The organism is Stenotrophomonas maltophilia (genome assembly GCF_006970445.1).
Taxonomy (GTDB): domain Bacteria; phylum Pseudomonadota; class Gammaproteobacteria; order Xanthomonadales; family Xanthomonadaceae; genus Stenotrophomonas; species Stenotrophomonas maltophilia_AU.
Window position 1 is genome coordinate 102,033 of record NZ_CP033877.1, and the last position, 21,846, is coordinate 123,878.

A 21,846-nucleotide genomic window follows, 5' to 3' on the forward strand; every position below is an offset into this window, starting at 1 on the left:
GGCCGGCACTACGTTCAAGCCACCTGCACGATGTGCAGCGCCTTCGGGTTGCGCCACTGTGCCAGCAGCGTGGCCTCGCGCGCCTTGGCCTGCTCGAAATGCGCTTCCTTGACGTGGCCGAAGCCGCGGATGTGCTCGGGCACGCTGGCGATCTCCACCGCCAGCGCCAGGCGGTCGTCATCCAGGCCGTCCAGCAGCACCTGCACGGTCGCCTCGTAGTCACCGATCAGCTTGCGCTCCATGCGGCGTTCCCCGGTGCGGCCGAACACATCGAGTCGGCCGCCACGCAGGAACTTCAGCTTGGCCAGCAGGCCAAACGCCTTGAACATCCACGGGCCGTATTCCTTCTTCAGCAACCGGCCCTGCTCATCCTTCTTGGCGAACAGCGGCGGCGCCAGGTGGAAGCGCAGCTGGTAGTCGCCCTCGAACTGCTGCTGCAGGCGGCGCTGGAAGTCGCCGCTGGTATACAGGCGGGCCACTTCGTACTCGTCCTTGTAGGCCATCAGCTTGAACAGGTAGCGGGCCACGGTCTCGGTCAGCGCAGTGGAGCCGCCGATGCGGTCGGCTTCGGCAGCGCGTACGCGCTCGACCAGGCTGCGATAGCGATTGGCGTAGGCAGCGTCCTGGTACTCGACCAGGAACGCGGCACGGCGCTCGATCATTTCATCCAGCGAGCGCGACAGGCGCGCGTCGTCCAGCGGCAGGAACGCCACGTCGCCACCGTGCGAGGGCAGGCCACGCAGTTCGCGTTCGTCGCCGGTGTTGCGCGGTGCCGCGGTGGCGCCCCATTCGTTGCCCTCCCACTCGCCCGGCGGCAGCGGATGCAGCGGGCCCGGGGTGGATTCGGTATCGGTGTGGCGGTTGCGCACCAGGCCGGCCGCCTGCTGCACGGCCTGCGGATCGACCACGGCCAGGCGGCCCCAGGCGAAGGCCTGCTGGTTCATCGCCACGGCTGCGCCATTGAGTTCGATGGCGCGCATCAGCGAGTCGAACGACAGCGGCACCAGGCCCTGCTGCCACGCATAGCCCAGGATGAACAGGTTGGCGGCGATGGCATCGCCCAGCAGTGCGGTGGCCAATTGGGTGGCATCGAGCAGCAGCGGCTCCTGGCCGCCCAGCGCCACGCGCACACCGGCAACGATATCGGCGGCGGGGAACTGCATGTCCGGGCGGGTGGTGAAAGTGCCCGGCATCGCTTCATAGGTGTTCAGCACCACCTGCGAACGGCCGGCGCGCACCTTCGACAGCGCCCAGTAATCGTTCACCACCACCATGTCGCAGCCCAGCACCAGGTCGGCCTCACCGGCGGCGATACGCACGGCGTGGATGTCTTCAGGGCGACGGGCAATGCGGATGTGCGTGGTCACCGCGCCGCCCTTCTGCGCCAGGCCGGTCTGGTCGAGCACGGTCGCGCCCTTGCCTTCCAGGTGGCCGGCCATGCCCAGCAGCGCACCGATGGTCACCACGCCAGTACCGCCGACGCCGGTGATCAGGATGTTCCATGGCTGTTCCAGGCTGCCGCGGAGGGTCGGTGCGGGCAGGTTGTCCAGCAGCGTAGACGCATCGCGCTTGCTGCCCTTGCGCGGCTGGCCACCGTGCACGGTGACGAAGCTCGGGCAGAAGCCGTTCACGCAGGAATAGTCCTTGTTGCAGTTGGACTGGTCGATCTCGCGCTTGCGCCCGAACTCGGTTTCCTTCGGCAGCACCGACACGCAGAAGCTCTTCTTGCCGCAGTCGCCGCAGCCTTCGCAGACCAGCGAATTGATCAGCACCCGCTTCTGCGGATCTTCCAGCTTGCCGCGCTTGCGGCGGCGGCGCTTCTCGGTGGCGCAGGTCTGTTCGTAGATCAGGATCGAAACACCCTTCACTTCGCGCAGGCGCTTCTGCACTTCGTCCAGCTCGCTGCGGTCATGGAACTCGACGTCGCTGGGGAAGTGCTCGCGCTGGCCGGTCCACTTGCCGATGTTGTCCGACAGCACCACGATGGTGTGGATGCCTTCGGCGCGCATCTGCTTTGCAATGTCCGGCACGCTCAGCGGGCCGTCCACCGGCTGGCCGCCGGTCATCGCTACCGCATCGTTGTAGAGGATCTTGTAGGTGATGTTGACGCCGGCGGCGACCGCCTGGCGGATCGCCAGCGAACCGCTGTGGAAGTAGGTCCCGTCGCCGAGGTTCTGGAACACGTGCGGGGTATCGGTGAACGGCGCCTGCCCGGCCCAGGTCACGCCTTCGCCGCCCATGTGGGTGAAGGTGTCGGTGCTGCGGTCCATCCAGGTCACCATGTAGTGGCAACCGATGCCGGCCAGCGCACGCGAACCTTCCGGCACCTGGGTGGAGGTGTTGTGCGGGCAACCGGAGCAGTAGTGCGGCACGCGCGGGAAGCTGGCGCGCGGCAGCGCAAGCTCGGCTTCCTTCTCCTGCATCCACTGCAGGCGCTGCTCGATCGATTCGTTGTTGAAGAACTTCTGGATGCGGCGGCCGATCACGCCGGCAATGGTGGCCGGGGTCAGTTCACCGGTGGACGGCAGGATCCACTCACCGCTCTCGTCGTACTTGCCGACGATCGACGGGCGCTGGCCCCAGCTGGCCGGCCAGTTGAAGAACTGCTCCTTCATCTGGCGCTCGATGAAGGCACGCTTCTCCTCCACCACGATGATGTCTTCCAGGCCCTGCGCGAAACGCGCGATGCCCTGCGGCTCCAGCGGCCAGGTCATGCCGACCTTGTATACGCGGATGCCGATGTCGGCGCACGCGGCTTCGTCCAGGCCCAGGTATTCCAGCGCCTGCAGCACGTCCAGGTAGCTCTTGCCGGTGGTGACGATGCCCAGCCGCGCGCGCGGCGCGTCCATCACCACCTTGTCGATGCCGTTGGCGCGGGCGAAGGCCTGTGCGGCCTTCACCGCATAGCGGTGCAGGCGCATTTCCTGGTCCAGCGGCGGGTCCGGCCAGCGGATGTTGAGGCCACCCGTCGGCATCTCGAAGTCTTCCGGCAGCACGATACGGCGCGCCATCGGGTCGACCTCGACCGAGGCCGACGATTCGACCGTCTCCGCGATCGTCTTGAAGCCGACCCAGCGTCCGGTATAGCGGCTCATCGCCCAGCCCAGCAGGCCCATGTCGAGGATGTCCTGCACGCCGGCCGGATTCAGTACCGGCATCATCGCGCTGACGAACTCATCCTCGCTGCCATGTGGCAGGGTTGAACTGCGGCAGGCATGGTCGTCGGCGGCCAGCGCCAGCACGCCGCCATGGCGCGAGGTGCCGGCGGCATTGGCGTGCTTGAACACGTCGCCGCAGCGGTCCACGCCCGGGCCCTTGCCGTACCACATGCCGAACACGCCCTGCACGTTGGCGCCGGGGAACAGGTTGGTCTGCTGGGTGCCCCATACCATGGTGGCGCCCAGGTCCTCGTTCAGGCCGGGGGTGAACTTCACCTTGGCCGCGTCCAGGTGCTTGCGCGCCCGCCACAGCTCCAGGTCGAAACCGCCCAGCGGGCTGCCACGGTAGCCGCTGACAAACCCGGCGCTGTCGATGCCTTCGTGCGCGTCGCGCAGCCGCTGCATCAGCGGCAGTTTCACCAGCGCCTGCACGCCACTCAGGTAGATCCGCCCCTCGTTGCGGGTGTACTTGTGGTCGAGCGTGTAGTCACGGTCGATCAGGTCGGCGGAAGAGGGCGAAGTGAGTTGCGCGGTACTGGTCATGGCTGGCCCGGTCAGGATCGGCTGGCACCGGCCGCATGCAGGCACGCGGCGGGAAAGGCGCGAATTGTAGCAGCGAGGCCCGACCGGCCCGGCACTCGCGCCGGCGGCCATGCTGGGGTTAGGATCGGGGAGAGAGAGGGAGGCTGCGGTTGCGGCCTGGGGAGAAGGGATGTCAGTTGCAGGAAAGATCCTGGGCAGCATGTTGCTGGTCTCGGGAACGGCCCCGGTGTGGGCCGCGCCGGCGGTGCCGGCACCACAGGAGTTCTACTTCGACAGCGATGCGGCCGCCGTGCCGATGGTCGTGGTCCAGTCCGACGGGGATGAACTGGTGGCGCAGCTGCTCAAGCAGCGCGAGCGCGGCCGGCGTACCGTGGAGGCCACCGTGCAGCTGGCGTCGGTGGCCATTGCGCAGGGCCGTACCGAACTGGGTGAACAGCTGTATCGCGAAGCGCTGAAGGATGCGCCGGTGCAGGGCAGCCTGGGCCGTGGCGTGCGCTGGAATTACGGCTGGGACCTGCTGCGGCAGGGCCAGGCCGAGGCCGCCCTGGAGCAATGGCAGGCCGCCGCAGGTGGTTCGCTGAGCAAGCCGGGCTGGTTGCCGCCCACCTATGCGCTGGCGCTGTGGCGGGCCGGGCAGAAGCAGGAGGCGGTGCAGTGGTATGCCGCAGCGGTGCGTACCGAGCCGACGCAATGGAGCGACAGCAGCCGCTATGCGCAGTTGTTGCCGTTGTGGCGTGACGACGAGCGCGCCTCGCTGGCGGAAGTGCAGCAGGCCTGGGCGGCCGCCCCGCCGGCCTGGCCCTGAGGGAAGGGGGTTGGCCGGGTTGCACCCGGCACCCGCAGAGGCAACGGCTGGAGCCGAAGCCAAAGCCAAAGCAACGGCAGACTTCCCGAGGAAGGCGGGGCGGTATGGACAGGCAGGACACGCCGTGAACCCATCCCTGGGGGCTCGATGGCGCCATCCATGGCGCCAACGGTCCTGCCAACCCACACCGCCCCACCTCTGACGGTTCGACGCTGCTGTTGGTAGGTGTCGACCTTGGTCGACACGGTAGATCCACGCCATGCGTGGATGCATCCGCATCGGAATCGAGTATTCGATATCTGATCGAAAGGCAGCCGAGCGTGGGCTCGGCTCTACAAAGAGCGGCCAGCCAAGCGCTTTTGCTTCTGCTCTTCTACTTTCTTCTACGTGGATGGACGCCCCGGGAACTGTCAGAGGCCGGGCGGGTAGGCTGCGCAGGGGTGTGAGCCGCATGGATGCGGCGATCGAGCTTACAGGGACGTACTTGCAGCGCCCCCTGCGCAGCCTACCCGCCCGGCCCTACCCGGCATCTGCGTTGAGCGACCAGCCACGAGGGGCTGCGCCGTTCGCTGGAAGCCCCTCAATCGTCCGCGGAAACCGTCCGCCCCGACGCCCACGCCCGCAATGCCTCGACCTGCTCGGCCATCAGCACCGACAGCGGCCGCGTCGCACGGATCTCGTTCATCAGCAGCTCGGTATCCAGCGGCCGGCCTTCGGCGTGCGCCGCGTACAGCCCGGCCACGATCGCCTGCTCGATCTCGGCGCCGGAGAAACCATTCGCCGCGGCCGCCAGCGCCGGCAGCGCGAAGTCGTCGCCATTGAGCTGGCGTCGCCCCAGGTGCAGCCGCAGCAGTTCCACGCGCACTTCGGGGGTGGGCAGGTCGACGAAGAAGATCTCGTCGAAGCGGCCCTTGCGCAGCAGTTCGGCCGGCAGCTCGTGCACCTGGTTGGCCGTGGCGACGATGAAGACCGGCGCCTTGCGTTCGGCCATCCAGGTCAGCAGGTAGCCGAGCACGCGGCGCGATACGCCACCGTCCTCGCCACCACTGGCCAGGCCCTTCTCGATTTCGTCCATCCACAACACGCAGGGCGCCAACTGCTCGGCCGAGGCCAGTGCCTGGCGCAGGTTGGCCTCGGTCTCGCCGTGGTACTTGTTGTACAGCGCGCCCACGTCCAGACGCAGCAGCGGCACGCCGAAGCCGGCGGCGGTGGCCTTGGCCAGCATCGATTTGCCGCAGCCCTGCACGCCCAGCAGCAACATGCCGCGCGGCGGGTCCAGGCCGGCCGGTGCCGAGCCGGCGATGAAGGCCACCCGGCGCTGGCTGATCCAGCGCTTGAGCCGGTTGGCGCCGGCCACGTCGCCGAAGCGCGCGCTGTCATGCTCGAAGAACAGGTGGCCGCTACGGTTGAGCAGCTCGAACTTCAGCCGTGCCAGCTGCGGCAGGTCGTCGTCGCGCAGCGCGCCATCGGCGTAGATCAGCTGGCGGGCGATGCGGCGGGCATCGACCAGGCTCAGGCCCTGCAGGTTCTTCAGGATCTTCTTCACCGCCTCGCTGTCGACCTCGACGCGGCGGCCGCCGTGCTCGCGCGCATAGGCGTCGGCCTCCTCGCGCAGCATCTTCAGCAGGGCGTTGGCATCGGGCAGGCGCGGGTTGAAGCGCACCGCCAGTGCTTCCAGCTCGGCCGGCAGCTCGACCTTGGCGCCGATCAGCACGAGCACGTGCGGTTCGCTGTGGCGGCGCTGGATCAGGTCGCGCAGCGCGCGCTGGTGGCTGGCGTAGCCCAGGTAGGGGTGGAAATCGAGCAGCAGGTAGACGCCACGCTGGTCGGCCTGGCGGATCATCTGCAGCGCGGCGCTGGCATCGGGCGGGCCGACCGGCGGATCCTCGCGGTCCAGGTCGATGCGACGCAGGCCCTCGGTGATGGACCAGCGGTGCAGGGCCCGCCACACGTGCATCAGCGTCTGCCGGAACAGCTCGACGATGCGACCCTCATCCTGGGTCTCGATCACGATCAGGGGGGTGTTGGCGCGGATCAGTGCGCTCAGGTCCTGCAGTTCGCTCATGCCGGTTCGATCCTTCGGGGGCGCCACGATAGCAAAGGCGATGGCCACAGGTTCAGCACGGCGCTACCTCCCGTCACCACCGCCGGTGTACGCTCGGGGCACGTACCCGGAAGCGAGGCTGGCATGAAGACGATCCTGGTGGCCGGTTCCAAGGGCGGGGTGGGCAAGACCACCGTCGCCACCCACCTGGCCGCGTACGCGGCATTGCAGGGCAAGGCCACGGTGATCGCCGATGCCGACCCGCAGGGCTCCAGCACCCGCTGGGCACAACGGCGTGCCGGGCTGGAAAGCGCGGTGCTCCCCATCGACGTGTATCGCAAGAAGCAGTGGGCGCAGAAGCTGCCGGACGGTACCGATACCGTCATCATCGACGCACCAGCCGGTGCGCTGGCCGACGATATCCCCCATTTCCTGGATGCGGCCGACGCCGTGGTGGTGCCGGTGCTGCCCTCTGCGCTGGATATCGAAGCCATCGTCGGTTTCCTCAACAGCCTGGCCCAGAACCCGCGCGTGCACAGCCGCAAGCTGCCGGTGGGGCTGGTCCTCAACCGCACCAAACCCTGGACCCAGACTTCGCAGCAGGCGCTGCAGATGCTGGCCGAATGGCCGTACCCGGTGGTCGCGCAGCTGCGTGACAGCCAGAGCTACGTGGTCATGACCGGCCTGGGCCGCAGCCTGTTCGACTACCGCTCGGCCCAGGTGCGCGAGCACCAGGCCGACTGGGAGCCGCTGCTGTCCTGGTTGAAGCTGTAACGCTGCACGTCTCCACCCTCTTTTCATGGAAACCCGCGATGCGTGAATTGATCCTGCTGCGCCATGCCCATGCCGAACCCGCCGTTTCCGGCCAGGCCGACCTCGACCGGCCGCTGTCGCCGGTAGGGCTCGCCGAAGCCGAAGCCGCCGGCAAGTGGTTGAAGGAAAACAACCTGTTGCCCGACTGCGTGCTGTGCTCGCCGTCGCGACGTACCCGCGAGACCCTGGAAGCGGTGATGACGGCCATCGGCTATGTCGAAAAGCGCCTGGAAGACCGGATCTACGAAGCCACCCCGGGCACCCTGGCGGCGCTGGTGGACGAGCGTCGTGACCTGGACCGGGTGTTGATCGTCGGCCACAACCCGGGCCTGGAGCAGCTGGTGGCGCTGATGACCGACGGCACCAGCAGCGACTATCGCGGCATGCCGCCGGGCGGCGTGGCGGTCCTCGGCTTCCCGCGCGAGGCCTCGATCGAACCGGGCGTGGCCAGCCTGAACGCGTTCTGGTGGCCGTGATCCGATGAGCCTGGCGCGGCGCAGCCGCTTCCTGCTGCCCGCGTTGCTGGCGCTCGGCCCGGCCTGGGCCGCGGCGCCCCCACCGACCCCGTTGCCGCCCGTGTCCGCCGAAGCGCCACGGGTATTGCGCCTGGATACCGAGCGCTCGCGGATCGGCTTCGAGGTGCGTACCCGCTTCGGCCAGCGCATCGAAGGCGTATTCCCGCACTTCGAGGGGCGCATCGAGATCCTGTCCGACGGCCGCCACCAGGTGCACCTGAAGATGTTCACCCGTTCGGTGGAGATCCCCGGCAAGGCGCGCTACACCGGCTGGATGCGCGGCGAAGAGTTCTTCGATGCCGGGCGCCATCCGGTGGTCGAGTTCGACTCGCTGCCGTATTGGCCAGAGACGGTGGAACAGGGCGGCGACATCAATGGCCGGCTGACCCTGCGCGGCATCAGCCACCCCGAGTCGTTGCAGGTCGAGAAGGCGGAGTGCGCCCGACCGGGCTATGATTGCGATGTCGTCAGCCGCGGTACCGTGCAGCGAGGCCGGTATGGAATGGACAGCTGGCAGCTAGCCTTGAGTGACCGAGTGACCTTCGTATTGCGTGCGCGCCTGAGCGAGGCGCCGAAACCGTGAACCTCCTGCTGCGTGTCCTGGCGCTGGCAACCGTGTTGCTGGGCAGTGGTTGCGCATCGCTCTCGCATGCCGAGCGCGACCGTGCCGAAGCGATCGCCGTGCAGGCGCGCTCGACCGACGTCGACTGCCAGCGCGCCGATCGCTGCGCGCAGGACTCGCCGCTGCGTGCGCTGGCCGGCCGGGCGTTCACCGAATCCACCCCGGAACAGCCGCGCCACTACGCCACCCTGCTCGACGAGGGCGAGGGCGCCCTGGTGGCGCGCCTGAACCTGCTGCGCAGCGCCACCCGCAGCATCGATCTGCAGACCTACATCTTCGACAAGGACGACAGCGCCCGGCTGGTCATCGACGAGCTGCTGGCCGCGTCGCGGCGCGGGGTGAAGGTGCGGGTGCTGATCGACCAGCTCTCGGCGATCTCCGACCTGCAGATCCTTGGCGCGCTGTCCGGCGCGCACCAGAACTTCCAGCTGCGGGTCTACAACCCGACCTTCGGCAAGGCCCGGCTGAACTACTTCGACTATGCCGGCAGCGTGCTGTGCTGCTTCCGCCGCTTCAACCAGCGCATGCACAACAAGCTGCTGGTGATCGACGATGCGATCGGCGTGGTCGGCGGCCGCAACTACCAGGACGACTATTACGACTGGGACCGCGAGTACAACTTCCGCGACCGCGACGTGCTGATCGCCGGCCCGGAGGCGCGGGCGATGGCCGCCAACTTCGATGCCTTCTGGCGCGCCAAGCGCAGCGTGCCGGCCGAGCGCCTGAACGATGTCGGCCGAACCCTGCTGCGCGAGGGCGTGCCGACCCTGCCGCCGGCCAGCTTCCGCCGCCCCGAGCGGGTACAGCGGGTCAGTGCCGAAGCCAGCGACACGGACTTCGTCACCCGCTCCTTCGTCGATACCGCATTGCCGGTGGCCTCGGTGCGCTATGTTGCCGACCTGCCGCGCAAGCACCGGCGCGAGAAGGCCGATGCGCCGCTGGCCGGCCAGCACGTGACCGAGCCGCAGCTGGATGCGCTGATCGCTGGCGCGCAGAAGGAAGTGATCCTGCAGACGCCGTACCTGGTGCTGTCCAAGCCGGCGCAGAAGCTGTTCCGCGAGCTGCGCAAGCGCCCGCAGCCGCCGCGCGTGGTGGTGTCCAGCAACAGCCTGGCAGCCACCGACAACCCGATCGTGTATGCGCTGTCGTACAAGTACAAGCGGCGCAACATGCGCGAACTGGGCTTCAACATCTTCGAATACAAGCCGTTCCCGCTGGATGCGCCGGTCGACTACCGCAACCTGCTGCCCGACCCGATCGCGGCGGCCGCGGGCGACGGGGACCATGAGCGCAATCCGCTGATCGGCGGCAGCGCCGCTGGCAGCAATGCCGGCGACAGCCGCGATCGCGATGAGCCCCCGGCAGCCACCGGCAAGCAGGGGCCGGTGAACCATCCGCGCACCGGCAGTGCTTACCAGAACGCGCGCGAGCGCCGCCGCGCGGCCGGCAGCGAGGTTGAGACCCGCCTGCTGCGCACCGAGACCCGTCCCTCGTTCCTGGGCAGCAAGGCGGTCAACAAGCCGTTGCCGGTCACCCGCAAGGGCGCGCGCATGGGCCTGCATGCCAAGTCGCTGGTGGTCGATCGCCGCATCGGTGTGGTCGGCACCCACAACTTCGATCCGCGCAGCGAGAACTACAACACCGAAGGTGCGGTGATCATCGATGACCCGGCCTTCGCCGAGCAGCTGGCCGAGAGCATCCTGCGCGACACCCACCCGCAGAACTCGTGGACGGTGGCGCCGCGGGCCAAGCCGCCGGTGCTGTCCGGGCTCAACTACAGCGTCGGCAAGGCCTCCGAAGCACTGCCGATCCTCGACTTCTGGCCGTGGCGCTATGCCACCGACTACGAGTTCAAGCCCGGCCCGGACTGCCCGCAGCCGCTGCCACGGCAGGACCCGGACTTCCACCGCTGCTATGTCGCCGTGGGCGATTTCCCCGAGGTCAATGTCGGCCCGAAGTGGCTGCTGGTACGCATGCTGACCGCATTCGGCGCTGGCCTCGTTCCCATCCTCTGAAGGTGCCCGCATGACCCAGGTGTTCCGCGAAGCCGTTTCCCTCGAGCAGCTCAACACGCTCAGCCGCAACACCGCGATCGAGTCGCTGGGCATCGTCTTCAGCGCGGCCGGTGACGACTGGCTGCAGGCCACCATGCCGGTGGACGAGCGCACCCGCCAGCCCTACGGCATCCTGCATGGCGGCGCGTCGGTGGTGCTGGCCGAGACCCTGGGCAGCAGCGCCGGCAACCTCTGCGTGGATACTGCGAAACAGATCTGCGTAGGGCTGGAAATCAACGCCAACCATGTCCGCGCAGTGCGCTCTGGCACCGTGACCGGCACTGCCCGCGCGCTGCACGTGGGCCGCAGCACCCAGCTGTGGGAGATCCGCATCGAAGACGGGCAGGGCCGGTTGGTGTGCATCTCGCGGCTGACCCTGGCGGTGGTGGCGGCCGGCCACGGCTGAGCCCCGGACGGCCGGTGACGGCAGCGGAACCCAGCGTTCCCCGCCGATTGCCCCGGTCGATCGGTGTTATGGCCTAAATCGGCTGGCAGCGATGACGGCCCTCCGGTATCGTGCGCGGATGACTTCCCCCACTCCGGCCCCCCGTGGCGGCGTGGCGCGTGTGTGCCGTTACCTGTACCGCGTACCGCTGCTGTTGGTCCACATCCTCGTGTTCCTGCCGCTCATCCTGATCGGCATGCTTCGGCCGTGGGGCGAACTGCGCGTGGGCGAAGCCACCTTCGGCGCCAAAGTGGTCAACTGGTGGCAGGGCGGGCTGATGTGGATCTTCGGCTTCCGCCTGGTGCAGATCGGCAGGCCGCTACCCGGTGCCGTGCTGTTCGTCGCCAACCACGTCAGCTGGGTCGACATCTGCATCCTGCACAGCCAGCGCATGATGGGCTTCGTCGCCAAGCGCGAGATCGCCAGCTGGCCGCTGGTCGGGTGGCTGGCCGCGCGTGGCCAGACCATCTTCCACCAGCGCGGCAACACCGAATCGCTCGGTGGCGTGATGCAGGTGATGGCCGATCGCCTGCGCGAAGGCAAGGCGGTGGGCGTGTTCCCGGAAGGGCGTACCCGCGGTGGCCACGAAGTGGGCCCGTTCCATGCCCGCATCTTCCAGGCCGCGGTTGAAACCGGCGTGCCGGTGCAGCCGGTGGCTCTGGTGTACGGGGTCAAGGGCGATGCGCAGACCATTGTCGCGTTCGGCCCCGGCGAGAGTTTCTTCGCCAATTTCCTGCGCCTGCTCGGTGAGCCGGCGCGGCGTGCGGAAGTGCATTTCCTGGCACCGATCGGTGCGCAGGACCTGGAAGGCCGTCGGCGCATCGCGGAGACTTCGCGCGCGCGCATCGTGGCGGCCATGAGCACGCAGTGAGGGTGCGGTGGCCCTGATCCCGCCACCCGTCCTGGACGCCGGCACGCCGACGCTGCATGCGGCTGACTACCAGCCACCGCGCTGGCTGCGCAATCCGCACCTGCAGTCGATGCTCAGCTCCAGCCGCATGCGCCTGCAGCGCGGCCTGCTGCTGCTGGCCGCGACCGGCGCGATCAGCGAAGAACTGATCCTCGACGGCGGCGATGGCGTGCGCCTGCAGGGCTGGCACAGCCACGTCGAAGGCCGCGAACCCAAGGGCATGGCCCTGCTGCTGCACGGCTGGGAAGGCAGCGCCGAATCCAGCTACATGCGCATGGCGGCCGCGCGCATGCTCGAACAGGGCTTCGACGTGGTGCGGCTGAATTTCCGCGACCACGGCAATACCCATCATCTCAACCCCGGCATCTTCCACTCCAACCTGATCGACGAAGTGGTGCATGCCGCGGGCGATATCGCCCAGCGCTGGCCGCAGTTGCCGCTGGTGGCCGCCGGTTACTCGCTGGGCGGCAACTTCGTGCTGCGCCTGGCCCTGCGTGCGCCGGCGGCCGGCGTGCCGCTGCTGCGCGTGGCCTCGGTATGCCCGGTGCTGGACCCGGCGCTGACCATGGAAAGCATCGAGAACGGCCCGGCGATGTACGACTGGTACTTCCGCCGCAAGTGGGCCGGTTCGCTGCGGCGCAAGCGCGACCTGTTCCCCGAGCTGAGCGACTGCGACGACCGCGTGCTGAAGCTGGACATCCGCGCGTTGACCGCCTGGCTGGTCGAACGCCACACCAGTTTCGGCTCGTTGCAGGCCTATTTCGATGGCTACTCGATTGCCGGCGATCGCCTGTCCACGCTGCAGGTACCGGCCGACATCCTGATGGCGCAGGACGACCCGGTGATCCCGTACGCGACCTTCAGCGACTGGCGGCTGCCGCGCCAGGCACACCTGGAAACCGCCTGCTGGGGTGGCCACTGTGGCTTCCTGGAAAACTGGCGCGGTGACGGCTTCTCCGAGCGCTGGGTGGCGCAGCGCCTGCAGCGGGTGCTGCAAGGCTGAACCGGCACGGGCGCGCAGGCCGCTACAATGCGGGTTTGCCCTTGAACCGGACCGCCATGCAAGACCAGATCATCCAAGCGTTGCGCCAGAACGAGGCCGACCAGGCCGTGCAGCTGGCCCAGGCGTGGACCCGTGATGAACCCGGCCAGGCCGAGGCCCACCGCTGGCTGGCGCTTGCGCTGCAGCAGCAGGGCAAGGCCGAGGACGCGATGGTGGCCCTGCAGCAGGCGCTGCAGCTGGCCCCGGACAATGCCCAGCTGCACCTGCAGCACGCCGGCCTGCTGCTGGCCCTGCGCCAGTTCGACGGCGCCGGCGAAGCACTGACGCGCACCACCGGGCTGGACCCGAACGCATTCGCCGCGTACCTGATGCAGGCCCATCTGGCGATCGGCCGCAACGATTTCGATGAAGCGCAGCGCCTGTCCACCCTGGCCTCGCGCGTCGAACCGGACCACCCGGAACTGCTGACCATCGACGGCATGATCGCGCTGCGCCGCGATGATGCCGATCGCGCGCTGACGCTGCTGTCGGCGGCCAACCAGGCCCAGCCCAACGACATTCGCGTGCTCTACGCACTGGGTTTCGCCTACCTGGGCAAGAACATGCTGGCCTTCGCCGAGCAGGCGTTTCGCCGCGTGCTGGAGCTGAATCCGACCATCGCCTCGTTGCATGGCCTGGTGGTGCAGCTGGCCATGCGCCAGGGCAACCTGGAAGCCGCCGCCGAAGCGATGCAGATCGCGCTGCAGCAGCAGGGCCTGGATACGCCGTCGATGCGCCGCCTGGCCGGCGAACTGGCACTTCGCAGCGGCCAGCCGCTGCAGGCGCTGGAGCACCTGCTGCCGTTGCTGGAGTCGCTGCCTGACGACCGCGACGTGCTGCAGCTGCTGCTGATGTCCTGGCAGCGCCTGGGCCGCGAAGACGAGGCCCGCGCCCGCCTGGATGCCGCCCTGGAGCAGCACCCGCAGCTGCACGACCTGTGGCTGGCACGCCTGGCGGTGGAAGAGGTCGGCAGTGCCACCGCCGCCGCCACGGTCGAGCGCTGGATGGACGCGATGCCGGGCCACCTGCCGGCGCTGGAAGCGCGCCTGCGCCTGCACGACATGGTCGGCGAACATGCCCAGGCCGAAGCAATCGCCGAGCGCATCGTCAGCCTCGAACCGGGCCGCGTCAGCGGCGAAACCCGTTTGGTCGAAGGCCTGCTGCAACGTGATCCGGCCGCCGCGGTCGCCCGCGTGCAGGCGCTGATCGACATGGCACCGGAAGGCCACCGCGCCGACCTGCGCACCTGGCTGGGTGAGATCCAGGATCGCGCCGGGCAGCACGAAGACGCGCTGCAGACCTGGCTGGCACTGCAGGCCGACCAGGCCTCGCAGCGCCTGCCGCTGCCGCCGCAGGCCAAGGCGCCGCCGAGCTGGCCGGACAAGGGCGAGATCGACGGCGATGCCACCTCCGCGCCGATCTTCCTGTGGGGCGCGCCGGGTTCGGGCGTGGAGCGCGTGGCGACCGGCCTGGCCGCCGCCAGCCCGGTGCTGCGCAGCGACCGCTATACCTCCAATGCACCCGACGACGCCTTCCAGAACTACCACACGCTGCAGGACCTCGCCTCGGGCGTGCTGACCCCGGAGCGGCTGGTGCAGCGCTGGCGCGAACAGCTGCCGTCGCGCGGCGTGCAGGACGACGCGATCATCGACTGGCTGCTGTGGTGGGACAACGCGCTGCTGTGGGCGCTGCGCCCGCAGCTGCCGCAGGGCCGCCTGCTGGTGGTGCTGCGCGATCCGCGCGACATGCTGCTGGACTGGGTGGCCTACGGTGCCGCCGCACCGCTGGCAATGACCTCCCTGGCCGAAGCCAGCGAATGGCTGGCGCGCGCGCTGGCCCAGGTCGCCGCCCTGCACGAAGACGATCTGTACCCGCAGGTACTGCTGCGCATCGATCAGATCGGCAACGATCCGCAGGCGATGGCCGAACTGCTGGGCCGCCTGTTCGAGCGGCCGATGCCGCCGGCCGCGCAGCTGGGTGCGCCGCGCTTCCCGCCGGGCCACTGGCGCAACTACCGCGACGTGATGAGCGCCGCCTTCGCCAAGCTCACCCCGATCGCGGTGCGCCTGGGTTACCCGGAAGAGTGAGGACACGCCGATGCAATTGAGCAGCCACAGCCTGACCAACGGTGCACCGATCGACCGCGAATTCGCCGCCGGCGATGCCGCTGGCTTTGCGCCGGACCGCAATCCGCACCTGGCCTGGAGCGGCGTGCCGGAGGGCACCCGCTCGTTCCTGCTGGTGTGCGTCGATCCGGACGTGCCGACCGTGCCGGAAACGGTCGGCCGCACCGACATGAGCGTGCCGCGCGACCAGCCGCGCTGTGATTTCGTGCATTGGGTAATGGCCGACATTCCGGCCTCGGTACACGAGATCGCCGCAGGCAGCTGCAGCGATGGCTTCGTGGTGAAGGGCCGGACCCGTCCGGCCGGGCCGGCCGGCAGCCGCCAGGGCCTGAACGACTTCACCGGCTGGTTCGCCGGCAACCCGGACATGGCCGGCGACTACCTGGGCTACGACGGTCCGTACCCGCCGTTCAACGACGAACGCCTGCACCACTACTTCTTCCGCGTTTTCGCGCTGGACGTGGCGTCGCTGCAGCTGCCGGAACGCTTCACCGCCGCCGACGCGTACCGGGCCATGCACGGCCACGTGCTGGCCGAAGCGGCACTGCACGGCACCTACACGTTGAATCCGGCGCTGGGCTGAAGCTGCATATCGGGTCGTGCCGGCCGCTGGCCGGCCACGTCCGTGTGTTGCTGCATTCGCCCGTGGCAGCCGGCCAGCGGCCGGCTCTACCGCTGACGAAGACGGGCGGCCCTGCGGCCGCCCTTTTCATTCGTCCGTACCGGCTACCGGCGCGAACACCAGCACATCGCCGTGCGCATTGCGCAGCAGCAGGCGGCCACGCTCATCCAGCGCAAGCGTCATCTCTGCGCGTGCATTCACCAGCGTGCCGGCGACACGTTCCTGTTCGGCCACCTCGGCCCGGAGGCAAGCGGCTGTGGTGATGACGCCGCCCTCAAGAACCAGCCGGTCACCTTGCAGGTGATAGGTGCTGCTTGACTGGTTGCACAGGTTCAACTCGCTCATGTAGCCGGGTTGGAAGCGCAGCGTGTAGGGCGGTCGACCGCGCACGAACAACGCATCAATGCGCCGGCCCTGCGCGTCGGTGGCGCGCGCAAGTTGCCACGGATGTGCCTCGAGCTGCCCGGTGGTGGGCGTGCTGGCAGCGGCCACATCCGTAGACAGGGCCAGCAGCGCGGCAATGATGAGGGCGGGGACGTGCTTCATGCCGATCTCCCTGATGCATGCGGGTAGTGCCGGCCGCTGGCCGGCAATATCCGTGTGTTGGCGGTGCTCCGCAGGGCAGCCGGCCAGCGGCCGGCTCTACCCACCACGAAGAAGGGCGACCTCGCGGCCGCCCTTCTGTCGTCTTACTTCTTCTCGATGGCCGACTCGACCACCATGTCCAGCACGTACGCCTGCGACGGCGCATCGGCCGGCGGGTTCTTCACTTCGTAGCGCTTCACGCGCACCACGTTGCGCACGCCGTCTTCGTGGGTGTAGCCCTCGATGTTGCCGTAGAAGTTCTCGAACTTGCCCGGCTCACCCTGCTTCAGGCCCTTGTCGTCGAACTTCACTTCGCGCACCTGCAGGCACTGGTAGTCCGGGATCAGCGGGTGCGAGCACTTCTCGGTCTTGGCGGCTACTTCCAGGAACACGGTTTCGCCGGCGCCGCCGTAGCGGGTTTCAGCGGTCGGCTCCGGGTTGAACACCAGCACGTCGCCCTTGGCGTTGGTCAGGGTCAGCTTGCCATCGGCATCCTGCTCGGCCTTCAGCTCACCCTGCAGGCGGCTCGACACGGCTTCGTCCAGCGCCATCAGCGCCTTGTCGGTGCAGGCCATCATGGTCGAGGCCATCGCACTGACCGTCAGCTTGCCGTCGGCCAGGGTGTAGCCGCCGCCCATGTGGTTGCAGGCGTTGCTGACCGACAGGCGGCCATCAGCGAAGTCCAGGGTGACCGGCTTGTCTTCGCGGGCGAACAGCGCGTCGATGCGCTTGCCGTCGGCGCCGGTGGCCTGCTGCAGCAGCCAGTGCTGGCTCTGCAGGCGCTGCGCATCCAGGTGCGCCAGCGTCTGCTGGTCTGCTGCCTTGGCCGCGGCCGGGGCCACGTCGTCGCCGCCATTGCCGGCCGGGGCCGGGGTCTGGCTGCAGGCGGCCATCAGGGCCAGCGGGAGGAGCAGGGTGAGCTTGCGGTTCATGGTGATTCTCCTTGGGGAACCGTGGGGGAAACGGGGTGGGACCGGCAATGGGGTTACCGTGCCCCGGCGCTGTTCAGCTGCCGGACGGCAACCACAGCAGCAGCGCCGCGCCCAGCGCGATGCGGTAGATCGCGAAGGCAGTGAACCTGTGCGACTTGATGTAGCCCATCAGCCACTTCACTACGACGAAGCCGGTGATGGCCGCGGCAACGAAGGCCACGCCCACGTCGGTCCAGTTCTCGCTGCCCAGCTGCCCGGCCTTGGCCATTTCCAGGAAGGTGTAGGCGCTGGCGGCGAACATGGTGGGAATGCCGACCAGGAACACGAACTCGGCGGCAGCGGCGCGGCGGCTAAGGCCCAGCAGCATGGCCAGGAAGATCGCCGAGGCCGAGCGTGAGGTGCCGGGGAACACACCGGCCACCACCTGCGCCAGGCCCACGCCGATCGCCACCGTCCAGGTCACCTGGTCGCGGTCGGGCAGGCGCGCGGTGTAGGCCTCCACCAGCAGCATCCAGACGCCACCGATGATCAGCGCCCAGGCCACCGGGCTGACCGTCTCCGGCAGCGACCAGCCGGCCTTGCGCACCACCAGGCCGACCACCGCGGTGACCAGGAAGGCGGCGCCCAGCTTGAACACGTACTCGCGGTTCTCGCGCTGGTTGAAGCCGGTGGCGAGCTGCAGCAGGCGCTGCCGGAACACCAGCACCACCGCCACGATCGCGCCGGCCTGGATGACGATGTTGAAGAAGTCCGAGCGGGCACCCAGCCAGTGCTGGGCGATGAGCAGGTGGCCGGTGCTGGAGATCGGCAGGAATTCGGTCAAGCCTTCGAGGATGCCCAGCAGCAGGGCGGAGAGCAGGTCGGACATGGACGGTGCGTGCACGCGCGGCGGAAGGAAGAAGGTCGAGAGGATAGACGATCCCTGCTGCACCAAACGGGTGCGTCTGGTGCTGGGCGCACCCGTTTGGTGCGCACCGTTCTGCACCGCCACGGGGCGCCCTTTTTTAAATCAATGACTTGCGGCCAGTGAAAAGTTGGCACGGTCGTTGCTGTACCTCAGCAGGCATTCATCCCCATCCGAGGTCGTACCGATGTCCGTGGAAAACGTTGAGAAGCTGATCAAGGACAACCAGATCGAGTTCGTCGACCTGCGTTTCGTCGACATGCGTGGCGTCGAGCAGCACGTGACCTTCCCGGTCAGCATCGTCGAGCCGTCGCTGTTCGAAGAAGGCAAGATGTTCGATGGCAGCTCGATCGCCGGCTGGAAGGGCATCGCCGAATCGGACATGGTGCTGCTGCCGGATACCGCCAGCGCCTACGTCGACCCGTTCTACGCCGATCCGACCATCGTGATCAGCTGCGACATCCTCGATCCGGCCACCATGCAGCCGTACGGCCGCTGCCCGCGCGGCATCGCCAAGCGCGCCGAGGCCTACCTGAAGTCCTCCGGCATCGCCGAAACCGCGTTCTTCGGCCCGGAGCCGGAGTTCTTCATCTTCGACTCGGTCCGCTTCGCCAATGAAATGGGCCACACCTTCTTCCAGGTTGACTCGGAAGAAGCGGCGTGGAACAGCGGCGCCAAGTACGACGGTGCCAACAGCGGCTACCGTCCGGGCGTGAAGGGCGGCTACTTCCCGGTGCCGCCGACCGACACCCTGCACGACCTGCGCGCCGAGATGTGCAAGACCCTGGAACAGGTCGGCATCGAAGTGGAAGTGCAGCACCACGAAGTGGCCACCGCCGGCCAGTGCGAGATCGGCACCAAGTTCAGCACCCTGGTGCAGAAGGCCGACGAACTGCTGCGCATGAAGTACGTGATCAAGAACGTCGCGCACCGCAACGGCAAGACCGTCACCTTCATGCCCAAGCCGATCGTCGGCGACAACGGCAGCGGCATGCACGTGCACCAGTCGCTGTCCAAGGGCGGCACCAACCTGTTCTCCGGTGACGGCTACGGTGGCCTGAGCCAGCTGGCACTGTGGTACATCGGCGGCATCTTCAAGCATGCCAAGGCCATCAATGCCTTCGCCAACTCGGGCACCAACAGCTACAAGCGCCTGGTGCCGGGCTACGAAGCACCGGTGATGCTGGCCTACTCGGCCCGCAACCGTTCGGCGTCGTGCCGCATTCCGTGGGTCTCCAACCCGAAGGCGCGCCGCATCGAAATGCGCTTCCCGGATCCGATCCAGTCGGGTTACCTCACCTTCACCGCGCTGATGATGGCCGGCCTGGACGGCATCAAGAACCAGATCGACCCGGGCGCACCGAGCGACAAGGACCTGTACGACCTGCCGCCGGAAGAAGAGAAGCTGATCCCGCAGGTCTGCTCTTCGCTGGACCAGGCGCTGGAAGCGCTGGACAAGGACCGCGAGTTCCTGAAGGCCGGTGGCGTGATGAGCGATGACTTCATCGACGGCTACATCGCGCTGAAGATGCAGGAAGTGACCAAGTTCCGCGCGGCCACCCACCCGCTGGAATACCAGCTGTACTACGCCAGCTGACCGGGCGCGATGGCGGTGGGCATCCCCCTCCCACCCGCCGCCATCGCACCCGTTTTCGCGGCTGGGGAGCCGCGGTCAGATCGGGGTCGGATGCCGTTCGTTTACGAATGGGCTCTGACCCCTGATCCAGGGGCAAGAGAGAGACCGGATACGCGACCAGGGCCGCCCTCCCTCCCGCGTCGGTCGTGCAAGGAGAGAGGCACGGCCGTCCCGGCCCTGTACGTGTCCGGTGCAACAGCCAGGGCCATCACCCTGATGGCCGCTGGTTGCCTGATGCCAACGCGCGCTGGCGCGCTGGCCCCATCCACCCTCGGGACATGCGCATGAAACTGATCTCCGCCATCATCCGGCCGTTCAAGCTCGACGAGGTCCGCGAGGCCCTGTCCGACGCGGGCGTGTCGGGCATCACCGTGACCGAAGTGAAAGGCTTCGGCCGCCAGAAGGGCCACACCGAGCTGTATCGCGGCGCCGAGTACGTCGTCGATTTCCTGCCCAAGATCAAGATCGAAACCGTGGTCACCGACGAGCGTGCCGACGCGGTGATCGAAGCGATCCAGTCGTCGGCAGGCACCGGCAAGATCGGTGACGGCAAGATCTTCGTCACTGCCGTCGAACAGGTCATCCGCATCCGCACCGGCGAGATCGGTGCCGACGCGCTGTAACCCCCTTCCGGAGACTCCCCCATGAAGATGCGCCTTCTCACCGGGTGGCAAGCCCGGTTCCATCTGGTGTGCCTGTTGATGCTGCTCAGCGCGCTGGCGGCCGGTGCCTGGCCGGGCAGTGCCCATGCCCAGGTGCAGGTGTCGCCGTTGCCGAGCGAGAGCGTGGCGGTTGAACCGCTGCAGGATCCGGTTGCCGCAGCGGCTGCACCGGCCGTGGCCGAAGCGGCGGCCGCCTATGACCGCGGCGACGTCGCGTGGATGCTCACCTCCACCCTGCTGGTGCTGCTGATGGTGGTGCCGGGCCTGGCCCTGTTCTACGGCGGTCTGGTGCGTTCGAAGAACGTGCTGTCGGTGCTCAGCCAGATCCTGGTGGTGTTCTCGCTGGTGCTGCTGCTGTGGGTGGCCTATGGCTACAGCGCGGTGTTCAGCGCCGGCAATCCGTTCTTCGGCTCGTTCACCGAATTCGCCTTCCTCAAGGGCTTCACGCCCGACTCGGTCGGCAATACGCCGATCAAGGGCCTGCCGGACTACCTGTTCGTCGCCTTCCAGTCGACCTTCGCCGGCATCACCACTGCGCTGATCGTCGGTGCTTTCGCCGAACGCATCAAATTCCGCGCGGTGCTGCTGTTCTCGGCGCTGTGGTTCACCCTCAGCTACATCCCGATGGCGCACATCGTCTGGGGTGGCGGCTACCTGGGTGAGATGGGCGCGATCGATTTCGCCGGTGGCACCGTGGTCCACATCAACGCAGGTGTGGCCGGCCTGGTCGCTGCGTGGTTTGTCGGCAAGCGCCTGGGCTATGGCCAGACCGCGCTGAAGCCGCACAACGTGCCGTTCACCTACATCGGCGCGATGCTGCTGTGGGTCGGCTGGTTCGGCTTCAACGCCGGCTCCGCCGCCGCTGCCGATACCGTTGCCTCGCTGGCCTTCCTCAACACCGTGCTGGCCACCGCCGCCGCCGTACTCGGCTGGACCCTGGTGGAAGCGATCGGCAAGGGCAAGCCGTCGGCACTGGGCGCGGCCTCGGGTGCGGTAGCCGGCCTGGTCGGCATCACCCCGGCCTGCGGCACCGTCGGCCCGCTGGGTGCGATCGTCATTGGCTTCGTCGCCGGCATGGTCTGCGTGTGGGGCGTGACCGGTTTGAAGCGCCTGCTGAAGGTGGACGACACCGCCGACGTGTTCGGTGTGCATGGTGTCGGCGGTATCGTCGGCGCGATTCTCACCGGTGTGTTCAGTGCACAGTCGCTGGGTGGCACCAAGGCCGATCTGGATATCGCCCATCAGGTCTGGGTGCAGGTGGTCAGCGTCGGCCTCACTGTGGTGTGGTCGGCGGTGGTGACCACGCTGATCCTGCTGGTGGTGCGCAGCGTGGTCGGCCTGCGCGTGACCGAGGAAGCAGAGCGCACCGGCCTGGATGTGACTTCGCACGGCGAGTCCGCCTACGAGGCCTGATCGGTTTCACGGTTT

Annotated in this window: 18 protein-coding genes; 13 read left to right on the forward strand and 5 right to left on the reverse strand. The window is 68.1% G+C overall.

Translation table 11 applies throughout. The features are described 5' to 3' along the window. Window positions 1–14: 14 nt before the first annotated feature. Window positions 15–3,701 (reverse strand): indolepyruvate ferredoxin oxidoreductase family protein, encoded by a 3,687-nt coding sequence (locus tag EGM71_RS00430; RefSeq protein WP_188487004.1) that lies wholly within the window; start codon window positions 3,699–3,701, stop codon window positions 15–17. A 169-nt stretch (window positions 3,702–3,870) separates the two neighbouring features. On the opposite strand from EGM71_RS00430, the gene EGM71_RS00435 reads away from it, so the two are divergent. Then, a complete protein-coding gene (locus EGM71_RS00435; RefSeq protein WP_049444419.1) occupies window positions 3,871–4,506 on the forward strand; it encodes a tetratricopeptide repeat protein in 636 nt (211 codons plus the stop codon). A gap of 580 nt (window positions 4,507–5,086) precedes the next feature. Here the strand turns inward: EGM71_RS00435 and EGM71_RS00440 are convergent. After that, window positions 5,087–6,571 (reverse strand): AAA family ATPase, encoded by a 1,485-nt coding sequence (locus EGM71_RS00440; RefSeq protein ID WP_005420987.1) that lies wholly within the window; start codon window positions 6,569–6,571, stop codon window positions 5,087–5,089. Window positions 6,572–6,694: 123 nt separating this feature from the next. Here EGM71_RS00440 and EGM71_RS00445 point away from each other — a divergent pair, with 123 nt between their 5' ends. From EGM71_RS00445 to EGM71_RS00485, 9 genes are all read left to right on the forward strand, one after another. Then, on the forward strand, window positions 6,695–7,324 hold the full coding sequence (locus tag EGM71_RS00445) for a ParA family protein (RefSeq protein ID WP_005420986.1): 630 nt from the start codon (window positions 6,695–6,697) through the stop codon (window positions 7,322–7,324). Window positions 7,325–7,362: 38 nt separating this feature from the next. Continuing rightward, window positions 7,363–7,839 (forward strand): SixA phosphatase family protein, encoded by a 477-nt coding sequence (locus EGM71_RS00450; RefSeq protein WP_014035499.1) that lies wholly within the window; start codon window positions 7,363–7,365, stop codon window positions 7,837–7,839. 4 nt (window positions 7,840–7,843) lie between these two features. Further along, window positions 7,844–8,461, forward strand: coding sequence for a YceI family protein (locus EGM71_RS00455; protein WP_188487006.1), 618 nt, complete (start codon window positions 7,844–7,846; stop codon window positions 8,459–8,461). Next, window positions 8,458–10,515 carry a phospholipase D family protein gene (locus EGM71_RS00460; RefSeq protein WP_188487008.1) on the forward strand — a complete coding sequence of 686 codons (2,058 nt, stop codon included), beginning with the start codon at window positions 8,458–8,460 and terminating at the stop codon, window positions 10,513–10,515. Before EGM71_RS00455 ends, EGM71_RS00460 begins: the two co-directional genes overlap by 4 nt. A gap of 10 nt (window positions 10,516–10,525) precedes the next feature. Further along, on the forward strand, window positions 10,526–10,960 hold the full coding sequence (locus EGM71_RS00465) for a hotdog fold thioesterase (RefSeq protein ID WP_188487010.1): 435 nt from the start codon (window positions 10,526–10,528) through the stop codon (window positions 10,958–10,960). 118 nt (window positions 10,961–11,078) lie between these two features. Then, window positions 11,079–11,870 carry a lysophospholipid acyltransferase family protein gene (locus tag EGM71_RS00470; RefSeq protein WP_049444428.1) on the forward strand — a complete coding sequence of 264 codons (792 nt, stop codon included), beginning with the start codon at window positions 11,079–11,081 and terminating at the stop codon, window positions 11,868–11,870. Window positions 11,871–11,922: 52 nt separating this feature from the next. After that, entirely contained in the window at window positions 11,923–12,912 is a 990-nt protein-coding gene (locus tag EGM71_RS00475; protein ID WP_188489716.1) for a YheT family hydrolase, read from the forward strand. Window positions 12,913–12,968: 56 nt separating this feature from the next. Beyond that, window positions 12,969–15,038 carry a tetratricopeptide repeat protein gene (locus EGM71_RS00480; protein WP_188487012.1) on the forward strand — a complete coding sequence of 690 codons (2,070 nt, stop codon included), beginning with the start codon at window positions 12,969–12,971 and terminating at the stop codon, window positions 15,036–15,038. A gap of 10 nt (window positions 15,039–15,048) precedes the next feature. Then, window positions 15,049–15,660, forward strand: coding sequence for a YbhB/YbcL family Raf kinase inhibitor-like protein (locus tag EGM71_RS00485; protein ID WP_188487014.1), 612 nt, complete (start codon window positions 15,049–15,051; stop codon window positions 15,658–15,660). 126 nt (window positions 15,661–15,786) lie between these two features. On the opposite strand, the gene EGM71_RS00490 is transcribed toward EGM71_RS00485, so the two are convergent. The 3 genes from EGM71_RS00490 to EGM71_RS00500 all read right to left on the reverse strand — a co-directional run bounded on the left by EGM71_RS00490 (window position 15,787) and on the right by EGM71_RS00500 (window position 18,084). Next, a complete protein-coding gene (locus EGM71_RS00490; protein WP_188487016.1) occupies window positions 15,787–16,245 on the reverse strand; it encodes an META domain-containing protein in 459 nt (152 codons plus the stop codon). A gap of 143 nt (window positions 16,246–16,388) precedes the next feature. Further along, window positions 16,389–17,216, reverse strand: a complete 828-nt coding sequence (locus EGM71_RS00495; RefSeq protein ID WP_188487018.1) for an META and DUF4377 domain-containing protein — start codon at window positions 17,214–17,216, stop codon at window positions 16,389–16,391. Between the two features lie 73 nt (window positions 17,217–17,289). Then, window positions 17,290–18,084 (reverse strand): undecaprenyl-diphosphate phosphatase, encoded by a 795-nt coding sequence (locus EGM71_RS00500; protein ID WP_049444436.1) that lies wholly within the window; start codon window positions 18,082–18,084, stop codon window positions 17,290–17,292. Window positions 18,085–18,307: 223 nt separating this feature from the next. Here EGM71_RS00500 and glnA point away from each other — a divergent pair, with 223 nt between their 5' ends. The 3 genes from glnA to EGM71_RS00515 all read left to right on the forward strand — a co-directional run bounded on the left by glnA (window position 18,308) and on the right by EGM71_RS00515 (window position 21,831). Then, the gene (gene glnA / locus EGM71_RS00505; protein ID WP_004153533.1) at window positions 18,308–19,717 is read left to right on the forward strand and encodes a type I glutamate--ammonia ligase; all 1,410 of its coding nucleotides are present in this window, start codon (window positions 18,308–18,310) and stop codon (window positions 19,715–19,717) included. Window positions 19,718–20,040: 323 nt separating this feature from the next. Further along, a complete protein-coding gene (locus EGM71_RS00510; protein ID WP_004134334.1) occupies window positions 20,041–20,379 on the forward strand; it encodes a P-II family nitrogen regulator in 339 nt (112 codons plus the stop codon). A gap of 21 nt (window positions 20,380–20,400) precedes the next feature. Beyond that, window positions 20,401–21,831, forward strand: coding sequence for an ammonium transporter (locus tag EGM71_RS00515; RefSeq protein ID WP_188487020.1), 1,431 nt, complete (start codon window positions 20,401–20,403; stop codon window positions 21,829–21,831). Window positions 21,832–21,846: the final 15 nt, after the last annotated feature.